Source organism: Salmonella sp. SAL04213 (assembly GCF_046550535.1).
In the GTDB taxonomy this organism is placed as follows: domain Bacteria; phylum Pseudomonadota; class Gammaproteobacteria; order Enterobacterales; family Enterobacteriaceae; genus Salmonella; species Salmonella enterica.
Genome location: NZ_JBGDXS010000001.1, coordinates 229,703 through 255,487 on the forward strand (window position 1 = coordinate 229,703; position 25,785 = coordinate 255,487).

Here is a 25,785-nt window from a genome sequence, read left to right on the forward strand (position 1 = left end):
GATTGATTTAAAAGTCGTAACGGTATTAGCGTTGGGTGACGCGAATAGCCATATGCGACTGTTTCTGCACTACAACTGCTGTTTTCTGCGTACCGTACTGGGTAATATTGGCCTTATTTCCAGAACCTTTCTGGATAATAGCCGCACTATTACCGTAAGCGCTTTGCGATATACTGGCATCGTTGGCATTGCCCGTTTGCTCAATATACGCAAAGTTATAATTCCCTGCCTGGTCGACTTTCGCCCGATTATTTCCTCCTTCTTGTGAAATAACGGACAATAGTTTTGATCCTTCCTGGCGTACTCTGGCACTATTATCCGTGCCGACTTGACCAATAATGGCCGCCTGATTAAATGAAGACTTGCTTAATTCATTTACCGCAAAATTATACTCTGAACGAGCCAGATCATAATTTGTCGCGGTTGCAATCCCAGGCGCACCCAGTATTGTCAACATCATAAATAACAATTTGTTTTTCATGCTGTCACCCTGGACCTGGTCGTACATAGCGAAAATTATCTATTACCTTGTTAGCGACATGCGTTTTTTGTTAACGCGTCGTTACGATGAAGAGTATGTCCGTGGAAACATTTTTAATAACTCACCCACGCGTGGTATTTTGTTATTTAAGCTCATACCAAAGTGCTAATAAAACGATAGCCATGTGATTTTTTATAATTGATTTTTGGCCATAGAAGATAGTGTATCGCGAACCCAAAAAATGAAGTGTTGGTGTATGTTATGCCGCCATGGGGATGTTCTTATGCTTCCTATGGGGGGCAATACGCACAAGACGTGACACACTTCGTTTTTTTTGTCTTTGTGCTGTCCAGGTTAATGCCACGTCTCAAATTTTAAGAAAAAATAAAATCAAAACATAACATATAATAATTAAAATGATTAAAAATCAATGAATTATTATAATTTGTATGATTTTTTAAATCTATGCAATAACAGCGAAATGTACAACTTTACTATCAAATCTAAACTTCAAAAAAACCCAAAAAAAACATTTTAATATATATTTTTACATATTGTTACAAGTTTAACACTTGCTTTAAGATTTGTAATGGCTAGATTGAAAACAGTTAAAAGTATTTTCGTAAATATTTTTCTCTTTCTGGATAATGGGCTATTTCAACCCACAGCAGTGCAACATCTGTCAGTACTTCTGGTGCCTTTATTTTATGGGGGCAGCTGTCAGATGTGCGATTAAAAAAAGTGGAGTTTCATCATGTTTAATGAAGTCCATAGTAGTCATGGTCACACACTATTGTTGATCACAAAGCCATCTCTGCAAGCTACGGCATTATTGCAACATTTAAAGCAATCGCTGGCCATAACCGGAAAACTGCATAATATTCAACGTTCTCTGGAAGATATCTCAGCCGGTTGCATTGTTTTAATGGATATGATGGAAGCGGATAAGAAGCTTATCCACTATTGGCAGGATAATTTAAGCCGCAAAAACAATAATATAAAAACATTATTGTTAAATACCCCTGACGATTATCCCTACCGTGAAATTGAAAACTGGCCTCATATTAACGGCGTGTTTTACGCCACTGAAGACCAGGAACACGTGGTCAGCGGATTACAGGGTATTCTGCGGGGCGAATGCTATTTTTCACAAAAATTAGCCAGTTACCTGATTACACACTCAGGAAATTACCGCTACAACAGCACCGAGTCCGCATTACTCACTCATCGCGAAAAAGAGATCCTCAATAAGTTACGTATTGGTGCCTCTAATAATGAAATCGCCAGGTCGCTATTTATCAGCGAGAATACGGTTAAGACACATCTTTATAATCTTTTCAAAAAGATAGCTGTCAAAAATCGCACCCAGGCAGTTTCATGGGCAAACGATAATCTCAGGCGGTAAGGCCATGAAACGCTATCTGACCTGGATTGTAGCAGCAGAGTTACTGTTCGCTACCGGAAACCTGCATGCCAATGAAGTTGAAGTCGAGGTTCCCGGATTGTTAACCGACCATACCGTCTCTTCGATAGGACATGAATTCTATCGTGCATTCAGCGACAAATGGGAAAGCGAATACACCGGCAATCTGACCATTAATGAAAGACCCAGTGCGCGTTGGGGAAGCTGGATCACCATAACGGTAAATCAGGACGTTATTTTCCAGACCTTTTTATTTCCAATGAAAAGAGACTTCGAGAAAACCGTCGTCTTCGCATTAGCGCAAACAGAGGAAGCATTAAATCGCCGACAAATAGATCAAACGCTATTAAGTACGAGTGATTTAGCGCGTGATGAATTCTAAAACATGATTTTTATCCGGAGGCTGTCATGCGTGTTAAACATGCAGTAGTGCTACTCATGCTTTTTTCGCCATTAACCTGGGCTGGAAATATGACGTTCCAGTTCCGTAATCCTAACTTTGGTGGAAACCCCAATAACGGTTCCTTTTTATTGAATAGCGCCCAGGCGCAAAATTCATATAAAGACCCCGCTTATGATAACGATTTTGGTATCGAAACCCCCTCAGCGTTGGATAACTTTACACAGGCTATTCAATCGCAAATTCTGGGCGGCTTGTTGACCAATATTAATACCGGGAAACCAGGACGTATGGTGACCAACGATTTTATTATCGATATCGCTAATCGCGACGGACAGCTCCAGCTCAACGTCACGGACAGAAAAACGGGAAGAACCTCGACCATCGAAGTGTCAGGTTTACAAACTCAGTCAACCGATTTTTAAGCTACAGTCACTAAAGGATATAAATCATGCCGCGCTTACTTATTTTGGTTGCCGTTTTATTGTTGAGCGGATGCTTAACTGCCCCGCCGAAACAAGCTGCGAAACCGACATTAATGCCCCGCGCACAAAGTTACAAAGATTTGACGCACTTACCTGCTCCCACCGGTAAGATCTTTGTTTCGGTATATAACATTCAGGATGAAACGGGCCAATTTAAACCTTACCCGGCAAGTAACTTTTCTACGGCTGTGCCGCAGAGCGCCACCGCTATGTTGGTCACTGCGCTGAAAGATTCGCGCTGGTTTATCCCGCTGGAACGACAAGGCTTACAGAATCTTTTGAATGAACGGAAAATTATTCGCGCAGCCCAGGAAAACGGCACCGTGGCGATGAATAACCGTATCCCGCTTCAGTCGCTGACGGCGGCAAATATTATGGTGGAAGGTTCTATTATTGGTTATGAAAGTAACGTCAAATCCGGCGGGGTCGGCGCAAGATATTTCGGTATTGGCGCCGATACTCAGTATCAGCTGGATCAGATTGCTGTCAACCTGCGCGTGGTTAACGTCAGTACGGGCGAGATCCTTTCTTCGGTGAACACCAGTAAAACGATCCTTTCCTATGAAGTACAGGCAGGCGTGTTCCGTTTTATTGATTACCAGCGCTTACTGGAAGGCGAAATCGGCTATACCTCGAACGAACCGGTGATGCTGTGTCTGATGTCAGCCATTGAAACCGGCGTTATCTTCCTCATTAATGATGGTATCGATCGCGGCCTGTGGGATTTGCAGAATAAAGCGGACAGGCAAAATGATATTCTGGTGAAATACCGTGAGCTGTCAGTACCGCCAGAATCCTGATGAATACGACAAAGCGTGGGGAAGAACCCCACGCTTTTTTATTTTGTGACCGCCGTATTCGCTGAATGTTGCTCGCGGCGTGATGCCAGCCATAGCCCACTATTTTTCATGGCATAGCCAAAGATTAGCCCCAGCGCCAGCGACGGTAATACCAACCGCCAGTCACCCTGCCCTGCAAATGTCGCGCAGGCGCCGATAAATGTTCCCGGAACAAAAGAAAGCAATAGCTGCTTTGCCTGGATACACATCAGGAATGCCACGATCCCCGTCAACACGTAACTGACAATTTCCAGATGCGGCGCCAGCGCGCTACCGTGAATAATGACCAGCGCCCACACCATACCGCTTAACAGCGTACAAGCGGAAATCAACAATCCCTTAAAGCCGCCCTGCGGACAGGCGAAATAAGCCGTACAGCCTAAAAAACCGGCCCAGCTTAGTAACCCCAGGGAGACGGCCACCCATCCCCATATTCCAGAAAGGATGCCCGTAGTGATAGCAATAGAAAGAAGTATGTTCATGGCGCGCATCATAACAGAAAAGCGGCACATTAATGAGATCACGCACACATTTTATGCAATGATGTAAAACACGTTGCAGTTAATGGTGATTTACATCACATTATTCTTCATCTTCTTCCTGAAGTTCATCCCACATGGCCCCTATCGCATCACGCGTTAGCGGCGCCAGAGTGCGCCAGAATGGCGTAACGGCATGGGCTTCAACTTTACCGAGGAAAGTATTGCACCAGGGAAGCAGATAATCGGCAAATAAGGTTTCCAGCGCTTCACTTTCATCTTCGGCAGACTGATCTTCCAGCCAGGAGGCCGCGAGCAATAAAGTGCCAATGTGATCGGCAGGCGTATCGGCCAGCGGCATCCCTCGCGACGTTAAAAAAGCGCGCACCTCAGACTCTTCCGCGCCTTCGACCCACGCACTGCGGTATGGCGCTACCGCGCACTCTTCCCCAACAAATAACGCATTGTAATCAGTGGAAATCTGCGTGATATCGCAGCTTTTCTGTAAACGCGCCAGCATGTCATCCTGCTCCAGCGGCCAGTTTGCCGCCAGTTTACCTTCACGGATTAACGTAAACAGCGGAACCAGTAAAGGATCTTGCGGTTGGCGGTAAAACAACGATCCCAGCACACGGCACAGGATTGAAAACTCATTCATTGATATCTTCCCATAAATAACGATTAAAGTTCGGCAAATTCCGGTACAGGCGCCATACCGCGTGATTCGAGAAAGGCCAGTAAGCGCTGCGGCGAGACGTTCAGGATTCGATCTTCCGGAAAATTCACCGCATCCAGAATTTTCCGGCATTCGGTGAAATCGCCAAGCGTAAAGGCCGTATGGGAATCAGAGCCTAACGCTACCCAGCCTCCCGCATCGCGTACGGCGGCAGCGACCGCGCGGCAATTATCTTCGCTTCCTTTACGCGAATGCAGAAAAGAAGAGTTGTTGATTTCCAGCGCTACATGGTGTTTCGCCGCCGCCTGCGCGATGGCTTTAACCTCCACTGGATACTTTGGATTTCCGGGGTGACTAATTATATGCACCTTGCCGCTGGCGATGGTCGCGATCATCGCCTGGGTATTGGTTTCTTTATCATGTGGCGCAAAAACGGGCTCATGGAAGCCTGCGATAATCAGATCCAGCGAGTCGAACATCTTTCCGGAACAATCAATTTCACCGTTAATGTTCTTGATATTCGCCTCAATGCCACGCAGTATCCCCACGCCGTCAACCAGACGCGGCCAGATGCGCATGTTAATAAAATGCCAGTGATGCGGCGCATCTTCCATGTCCGGACCATGATCGGTAATCGCAAAAAGTTTAATGCCTTTGCGTTTGGCTTCCGCGATATAATCGCTCAGAGTACTGTAGGCATGAGTGCTGGCGACGGTATGCATATGCAGGTCAACGGGATACATTGCTCTCTCCTGTAGTCATTTCCGACAAGGATAGCAGGTATCGCCAGCGTTTTTTAGCGAAACCCGGCCCGCGCCGGGTTGATGTCAATATCCTCTCGCCCGATCCACCTGCCCCGTCACCGGCTCTCCCTTCTCCAGTTGGGTAATGGTGCGGCTAATATAATCGATGGCTTCCGCCGGACGGGTGACTGCCGCAATGTGCGGCGTCATGGCGACTCGCGGATGGCGCCATAATGGACTTTCCTGCGGTAACGGTTCCTGGCTAAAGACATCCAACATCGCGCCTTTTAGCTTACCGCTATCAAGCGCAGCCAGCAGATCCGCCTCCTGAACATGCACGCCGCGCGCGAGATTCAACACGTAAGCGCCATCCGGCAATTGATCCAACAATTCGCTATTAATAATTCCTACCGTTTGGGCCGTATTCGGCAGCAGATTAATCAGCACCCGCGTCTGGTTCAGGAAAGCGCGCAGCTCTTCACGCCCTACATAACTTTCCACGCCAGGCCAGGATTTGCGGCTACGACTCCAGCAACGTAACGGGAACCCCCACGCCTGTAGACTTTCTGCCACTTTTGCGCCCAGTACCCCTGCGCCCATGATACCGACGCTAAACTCTTCGCGGGTATATTCCGGCAACGGTTTCCATAGCGCCTGATTTTTCAGCGCCTGATAATCATCGAAACGACGGAACCAGTGTAATACCTGGCTGACGGCATACTCCTGCATTTGCAGGCCCATTCCGGTATCTTCCAGACGGAATAGAGGAATGGAGGCGTCCAGCATTTCCGGATGCGCATTTAATTTACTCAGAATTGCATCCACCCCAGCGCCCAGCGCAAAGACGGCTTTTAAGCGTCTTCCGGCCAGCATTTCAACCGGGGGCTGCCATACAAGCGCATAGTCTGCGGGGTTGTTATCACCGACCTTCCATTCACGAACGCGCGCATGTGGGAGAGCCTTCTCCAGCGCATTTACCCACCAGGCGGCGTTAAATGTCGGGTGATAAAAAATTATCTCCATGTTATCTCCTGAGCAGTATGGTGCGGAATGTGATTGCGCCTGTTATCAGCGTTTTCAACGGGATGTGCAGCATAGCAAATTTCCCGGCGCGGGCAAAAAAAGCAGTTTTCGCTTATTAAAGCCACAGATTGGTGGAAGTTTGTATAAACGCGCTTTTTTTTAAAAAAGTTGATTGACGTAGAATGGATATTTCCCTACATTAGCGCCCGTTCCAGTAATGCTGGAGCGACAATATGGTGAGGTGTCCGAGTGGCTGAAGGAGCACGCCTGGAAAGTGTGTATACGGCAACGTATCGGGGGTTCGAATCCCCCCCTCACCGCCATATTTAAGTTGAGAGCCTGTACAGAAGTACGGGCTTTTTGCTTATATGTATCCCCCAAACCAAGGGGGGATGAGAACCACCGACCGGGGTTCGACAACTGGCGCAGCCAGTTGGACAGACCGGGCGCACAGCGAACGGGCTGCCCCGAAGGGGCGAGCAAAGCGAGTCAATCCCCCCCTCACCGCCATATTTAATACAAAATCAATAACTTACAACGTAATTTTGGTTTTACCCTGCATAAAATGCTGCATAAAGAAGCTCGTGTAATGGATCGGCACCAAAAAAGTGTGCCATCTGAGCCATCGATAACCTGCTTTCACATACCCTACCCTGCCCATGATCACCTCGGAAGCAATGCCCCTTTTTCGCTGGACACGACTGATTTTAGCTCTCCTTCTCACTCATTCCATGTACTCACCGTCTTTTATTACCATCCGCTGATAATGATTTTCCCGTTTCTTCAGGTACTACCATCATTCAACATCTATGGGTATCTATGAGTTACATTTTTTAGCGCCCAACATTCCAGATTGAAGTCAGCAAAATCTGTTTGAGTCGTCGGTTCTCGTCTTCCAGGCCTGTGGTTTTTTAGTATCAGCCGCTTCCATCCCGCGAAATGTAGCGTTCCTGGTCTTCGGAAATATTGTTTTCACCAATAAGACTGAGAATGGCAGTGTCCAGCGTCGACACCAGCCTCCATAGCGTCATAGCGGTATGGCTTTCTACATCCGTCTCAAAGGCTATATCCGGGAAGACCCAAGCTTGAGCGTTATTGACTACGTATTCGGTAAGCGTGTGTAAATCACCTCCAATCCGTTAACTCCACAGCATTCCGCCTTAATGGCAGGATGCTGTTTTTGTCCGGAAACGGAGACAAAAAACCCGTTCCAGCAATGAGTTACGTCTGTTACGTTTCATATATGGGAGATGGCGGATGCCGGAAACTTCGGCGGTAGTGTGTCTGAAACGCCTGTCCTCCTCACTGCCACGAACGGGCCGTGGTTCCTTTTTCGCCAATGAATCCAGGATAAGGTTATGTCACAAAATGGCCTGCGTTTTACGCTGGATGTGGACGGATTAACGCCGACGGCAACCGCTGTCGTCGGCTTCCCCCTCTGGTGGTATCAACAGTTCAACAGGTGCGAGTAGGAATCAGAATGAAAGACTAAAAACACCAGATGAAGCACCTAATGATAGCATTAAATCAGGTCATGTTTGAGAAAAGATGAATGTTAAACTGGTATTATGCCGGGGCAAAGGGCTTAGAATCCAGGGGGAAATATTATGCGAGATCAAGACTTTAGTTACTTCATTGAGAAATTTGGAGAAGCTACATCTTATAGCGCTGTTCCAGAGAAAAGTATGACAAAATGGAAAGGAATTCTTCCGGATAAACTTCTTTCTTACTGGAAAACAGAGGGATGGGGAACGTATAAAAATGGATTGTTTAGTCTTGTCAATCCTGATGAGTATGAAGATGTACTGGATATATGGCTAGAAGATACTCCATTTAAAGAAATGGACGCATACCATGTCATAGCCAGGAGTGCCTTTGGCGAATTATATGTTTTTGGTGAGTCTACCGGAAGAAATATTACGATTCAGCCTTTATTTAATCAAATAATTTTTTTCGAAAATGGTTTTATGGTAAAAACAACAGATGAATTAAATAGTGAAATTGAATCTTTTCTTGCATTTTCAAGTGTTGAAGAGTTTGATTTATTTGATTGTAATGATAATTACATTTTTGACCGGGCAGTTAAACAACTAGGCGTATTAGCTGATAATGAAATGTTTAGTTTGGAACCTGCATACATTTTTGGCGGAGAAATAAAAATTGAAAATTTGAGTAAAGTGGACTGTCAAATACATTTGATGATTCTGAGAGAGTTATCTTCCCCTAATATTATAGGCTTCTAAAGGAGGGATTTATCAATTCTGGAAATGGCTTGAAATAGATGAATATTGACCTGAGGCTGGCTATGTAAAGATAACAGACTTAGACAGGAATGATATAATACATGATAAATAACCCAACTATTTTCTTGAGAATCTTTTAGATTTGTTGGATATAGTTCCCTGCATCGGAAAAAGCGCAGAAGAAGCAACTCCACCAGTAAAACAGGAAACACCGGCAGAAAAAAATGAAGGTGATGGCTGGTTAGATGGATTACAGACGGAACTTGATGTGGCTGGCCTTGTTCCAGGGCCTGGCATTTTTCCTGACCTGCTGAATGCAGGAATAAGCTTGTGCCGAGGGAGTTATGTTGAGGCTGGTTTTTCTCTTTTTGCTGCAATACCAATAGCTGGAGATGCTGCCGGGGCTGGTAAACTGGCCTAGAATGTAGTGAGACGTATAAAAAATCCGTAGCGTAATTATCTAAGGTTGATTGGTATAAATATATTAATGAGCAACTTAACCAAAATAAGCATATCATAAAATATTTAAGGAAATAATATGAATATTACTGAATGCATTAGCTTTCTAAGGTTTACAACTATTCATCCACAATTTGATTTATATTTGATAACTAATGGAATAAGAAATCGTCCTCAAGATAAAGGTGGAATAGAATATTTTGATATTCCAGATGGTAGTGTTTCTCTTGGTTTTAGAATCAGATCCACTTATGAGTCTGAGAGTTTGCTTCCCATCAAGTCTGATGGGGAGTTTGTTTTTTCTGAACTTGTGGTCTATCAAAAAAACAAGGATGACTTACCATATAAATTAAATTTCAATGACCATCTACAATTCTTAAGAGAAAAGCTGGGAAAAGAGTTAAAAGATAATCAAAACGGGTTGCCAGAAAGAAGAGTTTTAACGTTTTTTCATGATTTTTTAGTTATCGTTATTTTCATGGATTCAAGTGAAAATATCAATCTTATTAAATTTATTTCCCCTAGTGTTTTTCATCGAAAAAATTTAGGAATTAACATATAATATTTCTTTAAAACGAATCATTTCTTATAATATTAAATTTATCTAATTGACCTGGAGGAAAATATACAAACAGGCCCCTTTACTGCCCCCCCTGGCCAGTACAACCAGAGTTGGCAGGTTCAACATCGGGGGCTATATTTACCGGGAAAGCAAATATTAACATTGGTGGATAATGGTATCTTATGAAACTGTCAGGCAAGATTATCAAGGTGTATCATAATAATTTTTTTAGATTTTTTTTTGGCATCGTAATGTCCTCGCTAATTTGTTTTTTATTGATCAGGAATATAAATAATATACATAGCATTATATTTATTAAATTTCTTGTAGCACTATCAGGATATATATTCTTTTATTATAGTGCATTTTCATTAGTAGACATTGGGATTGAGGGAATACACCACTTCCACATTAAATACAATAATAAAAACATTAATAAACAGCCAATACTCTCATTTATGAAACATAAACATACGATAAGTTTCTCTCTAAAGATTTTTATTACTATATTTTATTTCTACATGGCCATTAAATTTATAATATTCGAATATTAGAAAAAGTTTTAATATAAAATGTTTAAGTTTTCTAGTTGTGATGTATTTTATGTTAAAAAATAAAATGTAGATAATCCAGAGAAATTTATTATAATGAAAGAAATCAATAATAAACCATCCTTCCTGTGGGCAGTGACATGTAATTTTGAATACCAGAAAGAACATTTTTAGCGATGCCGTTATACATCCTCAGAAGTAACAAAATTATATTACAAGATATTACTCCCATCAGATGTAAAACCGGGCAGTATTAAACCTGAGCTAATCGCAGGAACTAATAATCTCTATGCTACTGGTTGCTATAAGACCATTTCAGAAGCAAAATCCCCCTTTACAGAACTTGATGTAGTCTATGAGCATATAAATAAGGCCCCATGCGCGTGAGCGTCTGGCGATCCGCAGATACAATCCGTCAACACCACTTACAGCATAGCGACCTTCCGCTTTAAGCCTGGAAACGGCTAAGGCGGACAGTTCTCTGGCTTTCTTTGGCATAATCCCCACTATTCTGCCATGCATCCTGTACTGCATAAAATGACGATTTTACGAAAAGATAGCAATACGCCAGCGAACAAAGAATAATGGCAACGCATTGTATATAAAGAAATAATTATGATTAATGCGAATGATAATGAACGTAAATATGGCAGCCCTCTCACCGCCATCTTCAAGAAGGAGCTCGTACGAAAGTACGGGCTTTTTTTCGTATTAAGTCACCTGACCGGGGATAGACAACAAAGCCCGGTCTCCCGGGCTCTGAAAGTCAATGCTATATTAGCTGTATGCGTGAAGCGTTCGCTGACAAAGCGCCGAGCGCACGCAGTCGTCTTTGTTGAAATGCACAATCCCTACCATGTCATCTTCTTCAAAGCGTTCCAACGCATCGCTCAACCCGGAACGCACGCCGCGCGGCAGGTCGCATTGCGTAATATCGCCATTGACAATGACCGTGACATTTTCGCCTAGTCGCGTCAAAAACATTTTCATTTGCGCCGCAGTCACATTTTGCGCCTCGTCGAGGATCACGACCGCATTTTCAAAAGTACGCCCACGCATATAGGCGAACGGGGCAATTTCTACCTTACCGATTTCCGGGCGCAAACAATATTGCATAAAGGACGCGCCCAACCGTTTAAGCAGGACATCGTAGACGGGACGAAAATAAGGCGCGAATTTTTCAGCGATATCACCGGGCAAAAAACCAAGATCTTCATCAGCCTGCAATACCGGACGCGTCACAATGATCCTCTCGACGTCCTTATGAATCAATGCTTCTGCCGCCTTTGCCGCACTGATCCATGTTTTTCCGCAGCCGGCTTCGCCGGTCGCAAAAATAAGCTGTTTACTGTCGATAGCGTTCAGATAATGCGCCTGTGCTTCATTTCGCGCCTTAACAGGAGAGGTATCGCGACTATCGCGCGCCATGCCAATGGCTTCTACTCCGCCCATCTGTACCAGTGACGTGACCGATTCTTCTTCACGTTGCTTATGACTACGCGAATCTCGTCTCAACACACGCTTTGCTTCACGACGAGCTTTGATCACTGCTTTTTGTCTTCCCATGGATAGCACCTTGAGTTGTAGGTATACATCACCCGCGTTCTCTTGAACGCGATTATGCGCACACACATCTGAGGGTTGGCTTCCTTGTAAGCCTTAGCTTGCTTTTTGAAACGACGCCACACACGGCTACGCGCACCACATATGACGTCATGGGTATGGACAGTAAGAGAAATGATGAGAGCTTTTAAGGTGACAAGACCACCACCGGAGAGAGAATGTCCGTACAGGGTGTTGTAACTACTGTAAACAATGTGTCCTGGTGCGGACATTACCATTCGCGATCTCCATAGTGAGTGACCATCACTGCCGGGGAACTACCGCTATTACTACTAAGTACAACACAAAACATCAATAATGCAACAATATATTCACCAAGTATTAACCAAACATTATTGCGTCATTGTCAGTCTCTTACAGAAAGATTACACGATTATTTCATCGGCAGGAGACTAAAAAAGATAATCATTAGCTACTGCGGGTATTAATGGTAAAACCACCCATAACCCATTGAATATTCAACATATAAAAAGTTAAAATGGAGTAATTAACGTGTCCTCTCTCCCATCGCTAAAACGGCATTATTTATGCAAAATTTTGTGCGGCATACTTACGCCAGTAACGCTGACTCGTTTTAATTTTTGTCATTACCCTATTGCGTCAAGGCTATTGGTACCATTAACAGGCGATTTCATATATGGCCAGTTAGTGATTACTCGAGACGTATTACGGCCGCGTTAACGGCGCTCAAGGGCTAAAAATAGTTTGAGAGAGCGTCCTCATTTACCTGAACATCTTCAGTCAATCGGTCCGGGACTTATCAGAGGACCAGGCAGGCGTATAACGCCGCCTGGTAAAATATGTCCGATGGCAATAATGCTATCGGACATGTCGGTTATTCCGCCTGTAGCTTCGACGGCGGCGCGGAATGATAATGCGCGTCCGCTTTTGCAAAGCGTTCCTGCATCGCTGCTGTCGGCGCTTTGCCAAGCAGGCTAAAGATTACGATCCCCAGGCTGCCGAAAATGAAGCCAGGGATGATCTCATACAGATCCAGCCAGCCATATTGTTTCCAGACGATAACCGTCACCGCGCCAATAATCATTCCCGCCAGCGCGCCGTTACGTGTCATACGCGACCACATCACAGAAAACAGGACAACAGGTCCAAATGCCGCGCCGAATCCAGCCCAGGCGTAGCTCACCAGCCCCAGCACACGGTTATCAGGATTCGCCGCCAGCGCAATGGCGATCAGCGCTACCACCAGCACCATCACTCGCCCTACCCATACCAGCTCTTGCTGGCTGGCGCTTTTACGCAGAAAAGCCTTATATAAATCTTCTGTAATCGCGCTGGAGCATACCAGCAACTGACAGCTCAACGTCGACATCACCGCCGCCAGGATAGCAGACAGCAGAACACCGGCAATCCACGGGTTAAACAGGATCTGCGCCAGTTCAATAAATACGCGTTCTGAGTTTTGGTTCACCGCCCCGGCCAGCGCGGGGTTATTGTTAAAGTACGCAATGCCAAAGAAGCCCACCGCCACCGCGCCCGCCAGACACAGAATCATCCAGGTCATACTGATACGACGCGCATGAACAATACTGTGATGGGAATCCGCCGCCATAAAGCGCGCCAGGATATGCGGCTGACCGAAGTAACCCAGTCCCCAGCCCATCAGAGAAATAATAGCGACAAAATTCAGCCCCTTGAGCATGTCGACATTCTCGATGCTCTTTTGCTTGATCACCTCCAGCGACTCGCTAAAACCGCCTACGCCGACAATAACCATCACCGGCGTCAGGATTAACGCAAAAATCATCAGGCTGGCCTGAACGGTATCCGTCCAGCTAACGGCAAGAAACCCGCCTATAAACGTATAAATAATGGTTGCCGCGGCCCCCGCCCACAGTGCGGTTTCATAGCTCATACCGAAGGTGCTTTCGAACAGTCGTGCCCCAGCGACAATACCTGATGCGCAATAGATAGTGAAAAACAGCAGAATGACCAGCGCGGAAATAATACGCAGGACTCGGCTCTTATCTTCAAACCGACCGGTAAAATAGTCCGGTAGCGTGAGCGCGTTATTGTTAAATTCGGTATGCACGCGCAGGCGCCCGGCCACCAGCTTCCAGTTAATCCATGCGCCTAACGTCAGGCCAATGGCGATCCAGCTTTCAGAGATCCCCGACAGAAAGATAGCGCCAGGCAGCCCCATTAACAGCCAGCCGCTCATATCCGACGCGCCGGCTGATAAAGCCGTAACAAACGGCCCCAGACTGCGACCGCCAAGAATATAGTCATCAAAGTTTTTGGTTGAGCGCCAGGCGATAAACCCAATCAATATCATGCCAAAAATATAGACACAGAATGTCACCAACATCGGTGTGCTAATAGCCATCAAGGTTCTCCAAATTTATTTATTGGCACTACCGTAGCGTGCCGTTTTGTACCCTGCCGGAACGTGGCAAGGGTGTTATGTTTACCAGGGCGACCGTATCCTGCCGGAAGCGGTGGTTATTCACAATCGATTTAACACACCATTTACATCAAATTTGATTGCAGAGGGATACTATTTTTCTCCAGGTTGCACTCTCTCACATTTTTTGCGGTTGCACCTTTTAAAAGTGTTAACTACCGCAGAGAAAATAAATCCAGATGGTTTTCCCCGTCAGACTCCCTCTTTCTTTTTTTAACAATTTATTCATTTTTAAGCTTGCAACGCAGGTCACATTTAACGCGGTTGCACAAAGTTGCAACATAGTGGATATTTTCCGCTAACTATTGGTTAGCAGACAGAGCGAATAACAGGAGTAGAGGGTATGGGAACCACCACGATGGGGGTTAAGCTGGACGACGCCACGCGCGAACGGATCAAAATGGCCGCGTCGCGTATCGATCGCACGCCGCACTGGTTAATAAAACAGGCAATCTTTAGCTATCTGGACAAGCTGGAAAATAGCGATACGCTACCGGAGCTACCTGCGCTGTTTGCCGGCGCGGCAAATGAAAGCGAGGAGCCGGTCGCGCCGCAGGATGAGCCGCATCAGCCCTTTCTGGAGTTTGCCGAACAGATTCTTCCCCAATCCGTCTCTCGCGCCGCCATCACCGCCGCCTGGCGCCGCCCGGAAACCGATGCGGTGTCAATGCTAATGGAACAGGCGCGCCTGTCGCCGCCTGTCGCTGAGCAGGCGCATAAACTGGCGTATCAACTGGCGGAGAAATTGCGCAATCAAAAATCCGCCAGCGGTCGCGCGGGTATGGTACAAGGCCTGTTGCAGGAGTTTTCCCTCTCTTCGCAAGAAGGCGTAGCGCTGATGTGTCTGGCGGAAGCGCTGCTGCGTATTCCCGACAAAGCTACGCGCGATGCGTTAATTCGCGACAAAATCAGTAATGGCAACTGGCAGTCGCATATTGGCCGTAGCCCGTCGCTGTTTGTAAACGCCGCCACCTGGGGGCTGCTCTTTACCGGCCGACTGGTCTCAACGCATAACGAAGCCAATCTTTCGCGCTCGCTGAACCGCATTATCGGCAAGAGCGGCGAGCCGTTAATCCGCAAAGGCGTCGACATGGCGATGCGTTTAATGGGCGAGCAGTTCGTGACTGGCGAAACCATTGCTCAGGCGCTGGCGAATGCCCGAAAACTGGAAGAGAAAGGGTTCCGCTATTCTTACGATATGCTGGGCGAAGCCGCGTTAACCGCCGCCGATGCGCAGGCCTATATGGTCTCTTACCAGCAAGCGATTCATGCCATCGGCAAAGCGTCTAACGGTCGCGGTATTTACGAAGGGCCAGGCATCTCGATTAAGCTGTCCGCCCTGCATCCACGCTATAGTCGCGCACAATACGATCGGGTAATGGAGGAGCTTTATCCGCGCCTGAAATCCCTGACGCTGCTGGCGCGCCAGTATGACATCGGTCTCAATATCGACGCCGAAGAGGCGGATCGTCTGGAGATCTCGCTCGATCTGCTGGAAAAACTCTGCTTCGAACCCGAACTGGCGGGCTGGAACGGCATTGGCTTTGTGATCCAGGCTTACCAGAAACGCTGCCCGCTGGTCATTGATTATTTAGTCGATCTGGCCTCCCGTAGCCGCCGTCGGCTGATGATTCGTCTGGTGAAAGGCGCCTACTGGGATAGCGAGATCAAACGCGCGCAAATGGAAGGGCTGGAGGGCTATCCGGTTTATACCCGCAAAGTGTATACCGATGTCTCTTATCTGGCCTGCGCGAAAAAACTGCTCGCCGTCCCTAATCTGATCTACCCGCAGTTCGCGACCCATAACGCTCACACACTGGCGGCGATTTATCATCTGGCCGGGCAAAATTACTATCCGGGTCAGTACGAATTCCAGTGCCTGCACGGCATGGGAGAACCGCTGTATGAACAGGTCACCGGTAAAGTGGCGGACGGAAAACTTAACCGTCCCTGCCGTATTTACGCGCCGGTGGGAACACACGAAACCCTGCTGGCCTATCTGGTACGACGCCTGCTGGAAAACGGCGCCAACACCTCTTTTGTCAACCGTATCGCCGATGCCACCCTACCGCTCGATGAACTGGTGGCGGACCCGGTCGAGGCCGTGGAAAAACTGGCGCAGCAGGAAGGTCAGGCTGGCATACCGCATCCGAAAATTCCGCTGCCGCGCGATCTGTACGGCGAAGGTCGGATAAACTCCACCGGACTTGATTTAGCGAATGAACATCGCCTCGCCTCGCTTTCTTCTGCCCTGTTAAGCAACGCCATGCAGAAATGGCAGGCCAAACCTGTGCTGGAACAACCGGTGGCCGACGGTGAGATGGCGCCGGTTATCAACCCGGCGGAACCGAAAGATATTGTCGGCTGGGGACGCGAAGCGACAGAAAGCGAGGTTGAACAGGCATTGCAAAACGCGGTCAATCAGGCGCCGGTTTGGTTTGCGACGCCGCCGCAAGAACGCGCCGCTATTTTGCAGCGGGCGGCGGTATTGATGGAAGACCAAATGCAGCAGTTGATTGGCCTGTTGGTGCGTGAAGCGGGGAAAACGTTCAGCAACGCCATTGCCGAAGTGCGCGAAGCGGTAGACTTCCTCCATTATTATGCCGGTCAAGTACGTGACGATTTCGATAACGAAACGCATCGCCCGTTAGGGCCGGTGGTCTGTATCAGTCCGTGGAACTTCCCGCTGGCCATTTTCACCGGCCAAATCGCCGCCGCGCTGGCGGCAGGTAACAGCGTTCTGGCGAAACCGGCAGAGCAGACATCGCTGATTGCCGCCCAGGGCATTGCCATTTTGCTGGAAGCGGGCGTACCGCCGGGCGTCGTGCAACTGTTGCCGGGACGGGGAGAAACCGTCGGCGCCCAGCTTACCGCCGATGCGCGTGTACGCGGCGTGATGTTTACCGGTTCCACGGAGGTCGCGACGTTGTTGCAGCGCAACATCGCCACGCGTCTTGACGCCCAGGGCCGCCCTATTCCTTTGATTGCGGAAACCGGCGGTATGAACGCTATGATTGTCGACTCTTCCGCGCTCACCGAGCAGGTGGTCGTGGATGTGCTGGCTTCCGCTTTCGACAGCGCCGGACAACGCTGTTCCGCACTCCGCGTGCTGTGTTTGCAGGACGATATCGCCGAACATACGCTGAAAATGTTACGCGGCGCGATGGCGGAGTGTCGGATGGGGAATCCAGGCCGTCTGACGACCGATATCGGGCCGGTGATTGATAGCGAGGCCAAAGCCAACATTGAACGTCATATCCAGACAATGCGCGCCAAAGGCCGCCCGGTTTTCCAGGCCGCGCGTGAAAACAGCGATGACGCGCAGGAATGGCAGACCGGTACGTTTGTTATGCCCACGCTTATTGAGTTGGAAAACTTCGCAGAACTGGAAAAAGAGGTCTTCGGGCCCGTGCTGCACGTCGTGCGTTATAACCGTAACCAACTGGCGGAGCTTATCGAACAGATTAACGCTTCCGGCTACGGGCTGACGCTGGGCGTACATACCCGTATTGATGAAACCATTGCGCAAGTCACCGGTTCCGCCCATGTCGGCAACCTGTACGTTAACCGTAATATGGTGGGCGCGGTCGTCGGCGTCCAGCCGTTTGGCGGCGAAGGACTGTCCGGTACCGGGCCAAAAGCGGGAGGGCCGCTCTATCTCTACCGCCTGCTGGCACACCGCCCGCCCAATGCGCTCAATACGACGCTGACTCGTCAGGATGCGCGTTACCCGGTGGATGCGCAGCTTAAAACCACGCTACTCGCGCCGTTGACCGCTCTGACGCAATGGGCGGCGGATCGCCCGGCGCTACAGACGCTCTGCCGACAATTCGCCGATCTGGCGCAGGCCGGCACGCAGCGCCTGCTACCGGGGCCGACCGGCGAGCGTAATACCTGGACGCTGTTGCCGCGTGAACGGGTATTATGCCTGGCTGATGACGAACAGGACGCGTTGACGCAGCTTGCCGCCGTTCTCGCCGTCGGCAGTCAGGCGCTATGGTCAGACGACGCCTTCCACCGCGATCTGGCGAAACGTCTCCCTGCCGCCGTTGCGGCGCGTGTCCAGTTTGCGAAAGCGGAAACGCTGATGGCGCAGCCGTTTGACGCGGTGATTTTCCACGGCGACTCCGACAAGCTGCGGACCGTGTGCGAAGCCGTCGCCGCCCGCGAAGGCGCGATAGTGTCGGTACAGGGGTTCGCCCGCGGCGAAAGCAATATACTGCTGGAACGGCTCTATATTGAACGTTCGCTGAGCGTAAACACTGCCGCCGCTGGCGGTAATGCCAGCCTGATGACAATTGGCTAATACTGTGGTTAATTAAGGCTCCGTCAATGGAGCCTTTTTACTCGCGTCAGAGGACCGTATGAAACGAATTTTCCTTACCTGCGCGGCGTTGTTGTTCAGCAGTCAGGCGTTGGCCGATGAGTGTGCCAGCGCCAGTACGCAGCTGGAAATGAATCGCTGCGCCGCCGCGCAATACCAGGCGGCAGATAAAAAGCTGAACGAAACCTATCAAAGCGCGCTTAAGCGTGCGCAACCGCCGCAGCGCGAGCTGTTACAAAAAGCACAGGTGGCATGGATTGCCCTGCGCGACGCCGATTGCGCGTTGATTCGTTCAGGTACGGAGGGCGGCAGCGTGCAACCCATGATCGCCAGCCAGTGCCTGACCGATAAAACGAACGAACGCGAAGCGTTTTTAGCCTCACTGCTGCAATGTGAAGAGGGTGATTTGAGCTGCCCACTGCCGCCAGCCGGTTAACGCACGCGAATCCCTTCAATAATAATGCGCTGAACGCTTTCGACCGTTTGGTTGAAAAAGGCTTCATCGCGAAGCGTCGCGCCGGTTACCGCCTCAACCTGAGGGGCAAAATCGGCGTAATGTTGCGTGGCGGCCCAAATCATGAAGATCAAATGGTGCGGGGAGACGGGCGCCAGTTTCCCGCTGTGCACCCATCCGGCAATCAGCGCGGATTTTTCATCTATCAACGCTTTTAGATCGCCGGTCAGTTCCTCCATTAAGAGCGGCGCGCCCGCCAGCATCTCCATGCAGAAGAGCCGCGACGCCTGCGGATAATCACGCGAAACCTCCAGCTTGAGACGGATATACTCTTTGATGGCCTCCAGAGGGGAAAATTCTGCGCGAAACGCCTTGAGCGGCGCCAGCCAGACATCCAGGATCTGTCGCATTACCGCGACATACAGCGCCTCTTTCGAGGGATAATAATAAAGCAGATTGGTTTTGGAGACGCCTGCCCGCTCGGCGACCTGCTCAAGACGCGCGCCATGGATACCATACTGGGAAAAAACAGCAAGCGCGGCGGTTAAGATAAGCTGCCGTTTTGCACCGGTGGCCTGCGAGCGTTTCCCGATTTTTTTCTCTGTGCGTTGCGACATGCGCCCTCTCCTTTTTGTCAGGACGCAAGCATACCAAATCCGGCTTATAAACAAAAAAACCGCCGGAAATCCGGCGGCGGTGGCGCATGACGCTTTTTAGCGTGAAACGCTCAGCGTCTTGCTGTTGTGACGCAGGCTAGCTATTACGGTTACTGCTTTTGCCCCCTTTTTTGCCTGCTTCGGATGCACGCTGCGGGTCATTCTTAAAATTGCCCCCGCTGTGCTGACCACCTTTACGACCTGCTTCTGATGCTCTTTCGCGGTCTTCCGCAAAATTACCGGAACCGCCACGATGGTTTGCCATTACTGACCTCCGTCATAGATTAGACATCATATTGCATAGGTAATGAGGAGTATCTCCTCGCGCAGCGTATGAACGATATCATCAGTAACGCCGCGTAACATTAAGCATAGTGAAAAACGCCGTGGTAGGCCGCTTACCGAAATATTCTGCAACATCAGAAGCCGAATATGCAGAATAATAACCATAAGAAATAAATAAGTTATTCTTATATTTGGGAAAATCAAAGCGCTTAAAAATGTATCATTTTGCAACAAAGGTCGCCAAATTAATTATTGTTATAAATCAAAGAAATGGCGCTGAAATTTGCACTCTTCACAGGAGAGCATATCTTTAAATAGACGTAGCGAATCGCTACACACCTGATTAATCTGAGGAGTAGTACAAATGGCAAAGATTCTGGTGCTCTATTATTCCATGTACGGACACATTGAAACCATGGCGCACGCGGTGGCGGAAGGGGCAAAGAAAGTCGACGGCGCAGAGGTCATTATAAAGCGTGTGCCAGAAACAATGCCGCCTGAAATCTTCGCAAAAGCTGGCGGTAAAACGCAAAACGCACCGGTTGCCACCCCACAGGAGCTGGCGGATTACGATGCCATTATTTTTGGTACGCCAACCCGGTTTGGCAATATGTCAGGCCAGATGCGTACCTTCCTGGACCAAACCGGCGGACTGTGGGCATCCGGCGCACTATACGGCAAGCTCGGCAGCGTGTTCAGTTCTACCGGAACGGGCGGCGGCCAGGAGCAGACCATCACCTCGACCTGGACTACTCTTGCCCATCATGGGATGGTGATCGTCCCGATAGGCTATGCCGCACAGGAACTCTTTGACGTCTCCCAGGTTCGCGGCGGCACGCCTTACGGCGCAACGACTATCGCCGGAGGCGACGGTTCACGTCAACCAAGCCAGGAGGAACTCTCTATCGCTCGCTATCAGGGGGAATACGTCGCCGGTCTGGCAGTCAAACTCAACGGCTAATCTTCAACAGGAGGATTCGAATGCCAACTCAAGAAGCAAAAGCGCACCGCGTCGGCGAATGGGCAAGCCTGCGTAATACGTCGCCGGAAATTGCCGAAGCCATTTTTGAAGTCGCTCACTATGACGAGAAACTGGCAGAAAAAATATGGGAAGAAGGTAGCGATGAGGTGCTGATCAAAGCCTTTGAGAAAACGGACAAAGACTCGCTCTTCTGGGGCGAACAAATCATCGAACGTAAAAACGTATAACACAAACGCCCCCGCCTGCGCGGGGGCATACGGCTATTTTGCGGCAGTGTTCATGACGTTATCAAACTTATCCAGCGGACAGAAGCCGTTCGCATCCACCGGACATCCTTTCAGTTCCAGGGTTACCCTTTGCGCGGGCGATTTGAGCGTTAACGCTTCCGCATTGCGTAACTGCCGGGCGCTCTGGTAGACATACTCGATTTTCATCAAATCCCGGTTAGCGTTGCCGTCATGCCAGCGTTGGAAGACAAGCTGACCGCCAATCGGCGTTCTCTCATACTGGTCATGGAGCTGATAGGGTTTAAAATCCAGGGCCGTCAGCAGCGACGCGATATTGGAATCATGCCCCACCAGCACGGTAACCTTCGGCGCGCTAACGCGATCGGCAACCAGCACCTTATCGATATATTTCACCAGCGGCGCAGCGACATTGCGCGCCACCGTGGGTGAGGTAAACAGGCTGTCCTGATAGCCGTTTTTCAGTTTTGACAGCACCTTCCACTGCCGATCGGTGTGGATCCCGCCCCAGGCGACCTGATCCATCGGAAACCCTTCGTAATATTGCAGGGTAAACGCATCCACCAGCGAGTTCCCTACTTTCAGCGGCCCCTGCACGCCAGGCTCTTGCTGATAGTTCGCGCTGAAGGTATCTTTCGCGTCGATTAGCGAACACTGATGCTTCTCTTTGCAGGACGGCGAGTCCTGATAATGCGTTATCTGCTCAAGCAGTTTATAACTCTCATCAAGATGTAGCTGACTACGCGCCTTTTCCATCGCCTGTACGGCCTGTTGCCGGAACGCGGCGGAATCATCGGTAATCACCGGATTGAAGGTAGGGTCCATAGTGCCCATTTTTTCCTGATGATGAACAGGAATATCACAGCCGGGGAAAGCGCCGGTAATGAAAAATTGCGCGGTGGCGACGGTGCGCTGCAAACTATTCGCATAGGCATATACCGTGTCGGGCGCCGGACATTCTCCCGACGGTATCAGCCCCTGCGCGACCAGCCATTCACGTGTGTAGTGTCCCATATAGACTTCCAGCACGCCGCCTTTCGTCGTCAGTTGCCCGCCGGGAACGTCCCACGCCGGCCAGGCGTTCGGCGTCGACTGCGCCAGTACGCTGCCATTATTCGCCAGCGGCGCCCGCAGATTATGGCGGCTCATCATCAGCACTTGTTGTAATTGATAACCCTCCGGCGTTGTCTGCGCCTGTACGGCGGATGACAACAAAACAGCCCCTGCCACAGCAACAGCGAGTAATGATTTTTTCATCCCTATGACCTCTTGTTGTTATCAAATCGTTCTGAGTGTGACAGAAATGGATCATTTTTCCGGGAACGATTTCGCAAAACGGGGGTTTTTCTTACAGTAAACGCGTTAGCGCCGGGAAACCCCGGCGCATATTCAGAACGTTTTTGCCCACCACAGCCGAAGCTTCATGCCCCAATAGCTGGTCCAGCCGCTGGTGGTGAACACAACCCGACCTTGTGAAACCACCACCAGCGTTGGCGTCACGCTGATTTCCCAGCCAGCGGATAAGGCGCCGTTAGCATCATTGATGACCGGGAAGTCAACGCCCTTGCGCGCCAGCCAGCGGGCAACCTCAGCGTCATCGCCGGAGCGGAGCGCAACGGTCATGACGTTTTCCCCTTCCGCCGCCAGGCGAGCGACCGCAGGCGTAGTAAAGCGGCATACCCCGCACCAGCTGGCCCAAAAATAGAGCAGTACGGGGCGTTCTTCGCTCAATGTCGCCAGAGTTGTCGACTCTCCCGTCAGCGTACGTAATGGTGTCGCGGCAAACGCCGGAGGTGCCTGCGGCGCGCGCCAGACGTCCATGACCACCATTATCGCGATGAGGAGCGCCAGAAAAACCGCGGCTTCACGCAGCCAACGCCGCAGTTTACCCGGCATTGGCAGCCGCCAGTTTTTCTTTCACCACCGCTTCCAGCGTATCCCAGGGCACTGCGCCCGGAATCAGCTCGTCGCCAATGATCGTCGCTGGCGTTCCTTGCACGCCGACCAGCCTTGCCAACTGCAAATTAGTGCGTATCGTTTCCATGCTTTTTTCATCCAGCGTCACTGGCGTAGCCCCTGCTTTCTGCTGGGCCTGTTTAATACTGTCATCCGTATGGTAACCGCGCTTTTGCATGAGTTTTTCATGTAGCGCGAGGAACTGTTGCGGATGCTCGCGCCAGGTGGTCAGCGCAATACGCGCCGCCAGTATGGAACTCTCTCCTTTGAATGGCAGCGGTTTAATAATGACCGCAACGTCAGGATATTTCTGCACAATCTTTTCCAGCATCGGATCGAGCTGTTTGCAGTACGGGCAGTTGTAATCCGTAAAGTTCACCAGCGTCAGCTTAGGGTGTTTAGCGCCTATCCGCGGGCTGGCAGGATCGTTAAACAACGCCGCATGGATCAGATTTTCAATCTGCTTTTCCTGATCCGGCGTAAAAGGGGCGGTTTCTTGCGCGATGCTCAGCGTTGAAAACAGCGCCAGCAGTAAAACAATCATGTATTTCATTGGGTTATTCCTTTCGCTTTTTTCAACGTTTGTAATACCGCATCGCGGGTCAGCAAAGTGGGCAATGCCTCCCCTTCCGGCAAGCCGGGGCCATATACCTGATTAAACGGCACGGCGACCTGGCCGCGCGTTTTCAGAAAATCTGTAATGGCATCGGACGGCAGCGTCCAGTCTCCCCGCAGCGCCACAACATCCGGCTGTTGCAAGGCGGCCTGCACATCCTCTTTTTGCAGGACGTTGTATTTATTCACTTTACAGGTAATACACCAGTCCGCAGTGACATCGACAAATACCCGCTTATGCTGCGCCAGCGCCGACTGGATTGCCTGTTCACTCAACGGTTGCCACTGAACCGTGTCTTGCGCGCTCTTTGACGCAGTGAAGCCGAAATGCGGCAGGAGTAACGTCGCCAGCCAGATAGCCGACCCCAGCATCATCAGACCGAGGATCCTGCGCAGGACATTCATCCAACGCCCGGGGCGCGGTAAACGTAGCGCAAGCCCTGGTCGTATCGCGACCAGTAGCCACGGCGCGCTCATCCCCAGGCCTAGCGCAAGGAACAGCCCCCACAGCGTCGGCAACGACGCCGTGAGCGCCACGGCGACCGCCGTGCCCAGAAACGGCGCGCTACAAGGCGTCGCCAGCAGCGTGGCGAATGCCCCCTGCCAGAAATGTCCCGACATACCGTTACCGCCGTAAGTGGCCAGTTTCGTGGTCATAGATGAGGGAAGCCTGAACTCAAAAAGCCCGAACAGGCTGGCGCTAAACAACAACATCACCAGCGCCATAAAACCAATAAACCATACATTCTGGAACTGGACTCCCCAGGCCAGCGCATGGTTTGACAGGCGAAGGAGGGTCATAAACGCCGCCAGCGCCATAAATGACGCAATGATACCGGCGACCGAAGCCAAAAATTGTCGCCTGATGTGAGAGCGGCTTTTTTCCTCTACCAATAAAATAGAGCCAAGTTTCATGCCCAGAACCGGCAGTACGCAAGGCATTAAATTAAGAATCAGCCCGCCGATCAGCGCCATCATTACAACTTGCCAGAAAGGTAGCGCCGCATTGTCCGGCGTTTGCGCTGGCGCAGCGCCAATGGTTTGCGTGCTCTCCTGGGCGATAGCGCCATCGGCTAACACGAGGGTCAGCGATTTGTTGCGCAAATCGGGCGCCTTTTCGCCCCAACTGTCCGTCACCGGCACCGTCGCCTGTAACCTGTCGCCCTCTACGCGCAGGCGAGGCTTCGCAAAATCGACGTCATCTATGGTGTCAAGATAGAGCCCGGGCGATGACCAGCCCGCCGCTCGCGTAGCAGTGACCACCAGTTCTCCCGGGCGATAGCCGACGTCAAGCGAGTCCGTCAGTCCACTGCGGAGCGGAACTTTACCCATCGCCCGCGCATAGTCATGGGCAAAATCGGCATTCTGCACAGTGGGCGTCACGGAAAAGGGGTAATCGGTCAACAGACAAACATTGCTGCAGGTTGATAACGTCAACACACCGCTCAAGGTCGCGGGCGGCGTACCGCGCACGATCATCGGAAAGGTCACCTCGTCGTGATATCCCTGGGTGGTGATATTCGCCACATCAAAGCGCGAGGGGGTTGGCCAGAACCAGCTTACCTCAGGCATGTCGCCTTTCCAGGCGATAGAGGGCGCCACGCCCCCTTCCCCCGGCGCGCGCCAGTAGGTTTTCCAGCCGTTTTCCAGTTTGACATCCAGTAACAGCCGGGTCTCGCCGTTAGCGGACGTATCGGCACGTAGCCGTATGCTGGCATGGTCGTTATCGGGCGAACGCAGCCAGCCGCTTTCCGCCGCCCAGGAGACGGGCAGCCAAAGCCATAACAGGCAGAACAGTATCCGCCTGAACAAAATCATCATATTTTTTCTCCGTGAATGAGTAATTAACCGTTAGCAAT

The 25,785-nt window shown here is 49.9% G+C and carries 24 protein-coding genes, 1 tRNA gene and 1 pseudogene; 12 read left to right on the forward strand and 14 right to left on the reverse strand.

Going from position 1 to position 25,785, the window contains the following annotated elements; translation table 11 throughout:
• Positions 1-25 precede the first annotated feature (25 nt).
• Positions 26-481, reverse strand: coding sequence for a curli minor subunit CsgB (gene csgB / locus ACLJPQ_RS01215; protein WP_000791655.1), 456 nt, complete (start codon positions 479-481; stop codon positions 26-28).
• A gap of 754 nt (positions 482-1,235) precedes the next feature.
• On the opposite strand from csgB, the gene csgD reads away from it, so the two are divergent.
• The 4 genes from csgD to csgG are packed head-to-tail and all read left to right on the forward strand — an operon-like array spanning position 1,236 to position 3,589.
• Positions 1,236-1,886, forward strand: coding sequence for a biofilm master transcriptional regulator CsgD (csgD, locus tag ACLJPQ_RS01220; protein WP_000481517.1), 651 nt, complete (start codon positions 1,236-1,238; stop codon positions 1,884-1,886).
• Positions 1,887-1,890: 4 nt separating this feature from the next.
• Complete coding sequence (gene csgE, locus ACLJPQ_RS01225) at positions 1,891-2,286, forward strand: curli production assembly/transport protein CsgE (RefSeq protein WP_000833307.1); 396 nt, start codon at positions 1,891-1,893, stop codon at positions 2,284-2,286.
• A 26-nt stretch (positions 2,287-2,312) separates the two neighbouring features.
• A complete protein-coding gene (gene csgF, locus ACLJPQ_RS01230; protein ID WP_001264073.1) occupies positions 2,313-2,729 on the forward strand; it encodes a curli production assembly/transport protein CsgF in 417 nt (138 codons plus the stop codon).
• 26 nt (positions 2,730-2,755) lie between these two features.
• The gene (gene csgG, locus ACLJPQ_RS01235; protein ID WP_001137620.1) at positions 2,756-3,589 is read left to right on the forward strand and encodes a curli production assembly/transport protein CsgG; all 834 of its coding nucleotides are present in this window, start codon (positions 2,756-2,758) and stop codon (positions 3,587-3,589) included.
• Between the two features lie 38 nt (positions 3,590-3,627).
• Here csgG and ACLJPQ_RS01240 read toward each other — a convergent pair whose 3' ends face one another.
• From ACLJPQ_RS01240 to ghrA, 4 genes are all read right to left on the reverse strand, one after another.
• The gene (locus ACLJPQ_RS01240) at positions 3,628-4,110 is read right to left on the reverse strand and encodes a DUF1097 domain-containing protein (RefSeq protein WP_001546652.1); all 483 of its coding nucleotides are present in this window, start codon (positions 4,108-4,110) and stop codon (positions 3,628-3,630) included.
• 100 nt (positions 4,111-4,210) lie between these two features.
• The gene (locus ACLJPQ_RS01245) at positions 4,211-4,765 is read right to left on the reverse strand and encodes a molecular chaperone (protein ID WP_001001883.1); all 555 of its coding nucleotides are present in this window, start codon (positions 4,763-4,765) and stop codon (positions 4,211-4,213) included.
• Between the two features lie 23 nt (positions 4,766-4,788).
• Positions 4,789-5,526, reverse strand: coding sequence for a phosphatase (locus ACLJPQ_RS01250; protein WP_000283643.1), 738 nt, complete (start codon positions 5,524-5,526; stop codon positions 4,789-4,791).
• Positions 5,527-5,610: 84 nt separating this feature from the next.
• Positions 5,611-6,549 (reverse strand): glyoxylate/hydroxypyruvate reductase GhrA, encoded by a 939-nt coding sequence (gene ghrA, locus ACLJPQ_RS01255; protein ID WP_000402552.1) that lies wholly within the window; start codon positions 6,547-6,549, stop codon positions 5,611-5,613.
• Positions 6,550-6,784: 235 nt separating this feature from the next.
• Between ghrA and ACLJPQ_RS01260 the strand changes: the two genes are divergently transcribed.
• The 4 genes from ACLJPQ_RS01260 (at position 6,785) to ACLJPQ_RS01275 (ending at position 9,813) form a co-directional block, all read left to right on the forward strand.
• Positions 6,785-6,872, forward strand: a tRNA-Ser gene (locus ACLJPQ_RS01260).
• Between the two features lie 1,284 nt (positions 6,873-8,156).
• A complete protein-coding gene (locus ACLJPQ_RS01265) occupies positions 8,157-8,792 on the forward strand; it encodes a GAD-like domain-containing protein (protein ID WP_001205572.1) in 636 nt (211 codons plus the stop codon).
• Between the two features lie 142 nt (positions 8,793-8,934).
• Positions 8,935-9,213, forward strand: coding sequence for a hypothetical protein (locus ACLJPQ_RS01270; RefSeq protein ID WP_125011029.1), 279 nt, complete (start codon positions 8,935-8,937; stop codon positions 9,211-9,213).
• Between the two features lie 117 nt (positions 9,214-9,330).
• Positions 9,331-9,813 carry a hypothetical protein gene (locus ACLJPQ_RS01275; protein WP_001027751.1) on the forward strand — a complete coding sequence of 161 codons (483 nt, stop codon included), beginning with the start codon at positions 9,331-9,333 and terminating at the stop codon, positions 9,811-9,813.
• 920 nt (positions 9,814-10,733) lie between these two features.
• Here the strand turns inward: ACLJPQ_RS01275 and ACLJPQ_RS01280 are convergent.
• The 3 genes and pseudogenes from ACLJPQ_RS01280 to putP form a co-directional block, all read right to left on the reverse strand.
• Positions 10,734-10,862, reverse strand: a pseudogene (locus tag ACLJPQ_RS01280) (integrase); the annotation flags it as partial.
• 279 nt (positions 10,863-11,141) lie between these two features.
• A complete protein-coding gene (phoH, locus tag ACLJPQ_RS01285) occupies positions 11,142-11,930 on the reverse strand; it encodes a phosphate starvation-inducible protein PhoH (protein WP_000533525.1) in 789 nt (262 codons plus the stop codon).
• Between the two features lie 892 nt (positions 11,931-12,822).
• Positions 12,823-14,331 carry a sodium/proline symporter PutP gene (putP, locus tag ACLJPQ_RS01290; protein ID WP_001018467.1) on the reverse strand — a complete coding sequence of 503 codons (1,509 nt, stop codon included), beginning with the start codon at positions 14,329-14,331 and terminating at the stop codon, positions 12,823-12,825.
• 421 nt (positions 14,332-14,752) lie between these two features.
• Here putP and putA point away from each other — a divergent pair, with 421 nt between their 5' ends.
• Entirely contained in the window at positions 14,753-18,715 is a 3,963-nt protein-coding gene (putA, locus tag ACLJPQ_RS01295; RefSeq protein WP_061425031.1) for a trifunctional transcriptional regulator/proline dehydrogenase/L-glutamate gamma-semialdehyde dehydrogenase, read from the forward strand.
• A 58-nt stretch (positions 18,716-18,773) separates the two neighbouring features.
• The gene (locus ACLJPQ_RS01300) at positions 18,774-19,169 is read left to right on the forward strand and encodes a lysozyme inhibitor LprI family protein (protein WP_000821064.1); all 396 of its coding nucleotides are present in this window, start codon (positions 18,774-18,776) and stop codon (positions 19,167-19,169) included.
• Here the strand turns inward: ACLJPQ_RS01300 and rutR are convergent.
• Positions 19,166-19,804, reverse strand: a complete 639-nt coding sequence (rutR, locus tag ACLJPQ_RS01305; protein ID WP_000083128.1) for an HTH-type transcriptional regulator RutR — start codon at positions 19,802-19,804, stop codon at positions 19,166-19,168. The genes ACLJPQ_RS01300 and rutR overlap by 4 nt on opposite strands.
• 136 nt (positions 19,805-19,940) lie before the next feature.
• Positions 19,941-20,108: a general stress protein gene (locus ACLJPQ_RS01310; RefSeq protein ID WP_001273663.1), complete on the reverse strand. Its 168-nt coding sequence runs from the start codon at positions 20,106-20,108 to the stop codon at positions 19,941-19,943.
• Between the two features lie 384 nt (positions 20,109-20,492).
• Between ACLJPQ_RS01310 and wrbA the strand changes: the two genes are divergently transcribed.
• Positions 20,493-21,089 carry an NAD(P)H:quinone oxidoreductase gene (gene wrbA / locus ACLJPQ_RS01315; protein ID WP_001062898.1) on the forward strand — a complete coding sequence of 199 codons (597 nt, stop codon included), beginning with the start codon at positions 20,493-20,495 and terminating at the stop codon, positions 21,087-21,089.
• A gap of 20 nt (positions 21,090-21,109) precedes the next feature.
• Positions 21,110-21,337, forward strand: coding sequence for a YccJ family protein (locus ACLJPQ_RS01320; RefSeq protein WP_001143125.1), 228 nt, complete (start codon positions 21,110-21,112; stop codon positions 21,335-21,337).
• A 33-nt stretch (positions 21,338-21,370) separates the two neighbouring features.
• Here the strand turns inward: ACLJPQ_RS01320 and agp are convergent, their stop codons facing one another.
• The 4 genes from agp to ACLJPQ_RS01340 all read right to left on the reverse strand — a co-directional run bounded on the left by agp (position 21,371) and on the right by ACLJPQ_RS01340 (position 25,747).
• Positions 21,371-22,612, reverse strand: a complete 1,242-nt coding sequence (agp, locus tag ACLJPQ_RS01325; RefSeq protein WP_000749201.1) for a bifunctional glucose-1-phosphatase/inositol phosphatase — start codon at positions 22,610-22,612, stop codon at positions 21,371-21,373.
• A gap of 132 nt (positions 22,613-22,744) precedes the next feature.
• Positions 22,745-23,251: a protein disulfide oxidoreductase gene (locus ACLJPQ_RS01330; RefSeq protein WP_061425029.1), complete on the reverse strand. Its 507-nt coding sequence runs from the start codon at positions 23,249-23,251 to the stop codon at positions 22,745-22,747.
• Positions 23,241-23,864, reverse strand: coding sequence for a DsbA family protein (locus ACLJPQ_RS01335; RefSeq protein WP_017440946.1), 624 nt, complete (start codon positions 23,862-23,864; stop codon positions 23,241-23,243). Before ACLJPQ_RS01335 ends, ACLJPQ_RS01330 begins: the two co-directional genes overlap by 11 nt.
• On the reverse strand, positions 23,861-25,747 hold the full coding sequence (locus ACLJPQ_RS01340) for a protein-disulfide reductase DsbD family protein (protein ID WP_023261105.1): 1,887 nt from the start codon (positions 25,745-25,747) through the stop codon (positions 23,861-23,863). The genes ACLJPQ_RS01335 and ACLJPQ_RS01340 overlap by 4 nt, the downstream gene beginning before the upstream one ends.
• Between the last annotated feature and the right edge of the window lie 38 nt (positions 25,748-25,785).

What these genes read in the sequence shown, in the direction of transcription:
- csgB (WP_000791655.1), bottom strand. Translation starts at nt 481, where the DNA reads ATGAAAAACAAATTGTTATTTATGATGTTGACAATACTGGGTGCGCCT.
- csgD (WP_000481517.1), top strand. Translation starts at nt 1,236, where the DNA reads ATGTTTAATGAAGTCCATAGTAGTCATGGTCACACACTATTGTTGATC.
- csgE (WP_000833307.1), top strand. Translation starts at nt 1,891, where the DNA reads ATGAAACGCTATCTGACCTGGATTGTAGCAGCAGAGTTACTGTTCGCT.
- csgF (WP_001264073.1), top strand. Translation starts at nt 2,313, where the DNA reads ATGCGTGTTAAACATGCAGTAGTGCTACTCATGCTTTTTTCGCCATTA.
- csgG (WP_001137620.1), top strand. Translation starts at nt 2,756, where the DNA reads ATGCCGCGCTTACTTATTTTGGTTGCCGTTTTATTGTTGAGCGGATGC.
- ACLJPQ_RS01240 (WP_001546652.1), bottom strand. Translation starts at nt 4,110, where the DNA reads ATGAACATACTTCTTTCTATTGCTATCACTACGGGCATCCTTTCTGGA.
- ACLJPQ_RS01245 (WP_001001883.1), bottom strand. Translation starts at nt 4,765, where the DNA reads ATGAATGAGTTTTCAATCCTGTGCCGTGTGCTGGGATCGTTGTTTTAC.
- ACLJPQ_RS01250 (WP_000283643.1), bottom strand. Translation starts at nt 5,526, where the DNA reads ATGTATCCCGTTGACCTGCATATGCATACCGTCGCCAGCACTCATGCC.
- ghrA (WP_000402552.1), bottom strand. Translation starts at nt 6,549, where the DNA reads ATGGAGATAATTTTTTATCACCCGACATTTAACGCCGCCTGGTGGGTA.
- ACLJPQ_RS01265 (WP_001205572.1), top strand. Translation starts at nt 8,157, where the DNA reads ATGCGAGATCAAGACTTTAGTTACTTCATTGAGAAATTTGGAGAAGCT.
- ACLJPQ_RS01275 (WP_001027751.1), top strand. Translation starts at nt 9,331, where the DNA reads ATGAATATTACTGAATGCATTAGCTTTCTAAGGTTTACAACTATTCAT.
- phoH (WP_000533525.1), bottom strand. Translation starts at nt 11,930, where the DNA reads ATGGGAAGACAAAAAGCAGTGATCAAAGCTCGTCGTGAAGCAAAGCGT.
- putP (WP_001018467.1), bottom strand. Translation starts at nt 14,331, where the DNA reads ATGGCTATTAGCACACCGATGTTGGTGACATTCTGTGTCTATATTTTT.
- putA (WP_061425031.1), top strand. Translation starts at nt 14,753, where the DNA reads ATGGGAACCACCACGATGGGGGTTAAGCTGGACGACGCCACGCGCGAA.
- ACLJPQ_RS01300 (WP_000821064.1), top strand. Translation starts at nt 18,774, where the DNA reads ATGAAACGAATTTTCCTTACCTGCGCGGCGTTGTTGTTCAGCAGTCAG.
- rutR (WP_000083128.1), bottom strand. Translation starts at nt 19,804, where the DNA reads ATGTCGCAACGCACAGAGAAAAAAATCGGGAAACGCTCGCAGGCCACC.
- ACLJPQ_RS01310 (WP_001273663.1), bottom strand. Translation starts at nt 20,108, where the DNA reads ATGGCAAACCATCGTGGCGGTTCCGGTAATTTTGCGGAAGACCGCGAA.
- wrbA (WP_001062898.1), top strand. Translation starts at nt 20,493, where the DNA reads ATGGCAAAGATTCTGGTGCTCTATTATTCCATGTACGGACACATTGAA.
- ACLJPQ_RS01320 (WP_001143125.1), top strand. Translation starts at nt 21,110, where the DNA reads ATGCCAACTCAAGAAGCAAAAGCGCACCGCGTCGGCGAATGGGCAAGC.
- agp (WP_000749201.1), bottom strand. Translation starts at nt 22,612, where the DNA reads ATGAAAAAATCATTACTCGCTGTTGCTGTGGCAGGGGCTGTTTTGTTG.
- ACLJPQ_RS01330 (WP_061425029.1), bottom strand. Translation starts at nt 23,251, where the DNA reads ATGCCGGGTAAACTGCGGCGTTGGCTGCGTGAAGCCGCGGTTTTTCTG.
- ACLJPQ_RS01335 (WP_017440946.1), bottom strand. Translation starts at nt 23,864, where the DNA reads ATGAAATACATGATTGTTTTACTGCTGGCGCTGTTTTCAACGCTGAGC.
- ACLJPQ_RS01340 (WP_023261105.1), bottom strand. Translation starts at nt 25,747, where the DNA reads ATGATGATTTTGTTCAGGCGGATACTGTTCTGCCTGTTATGGCTTTGG.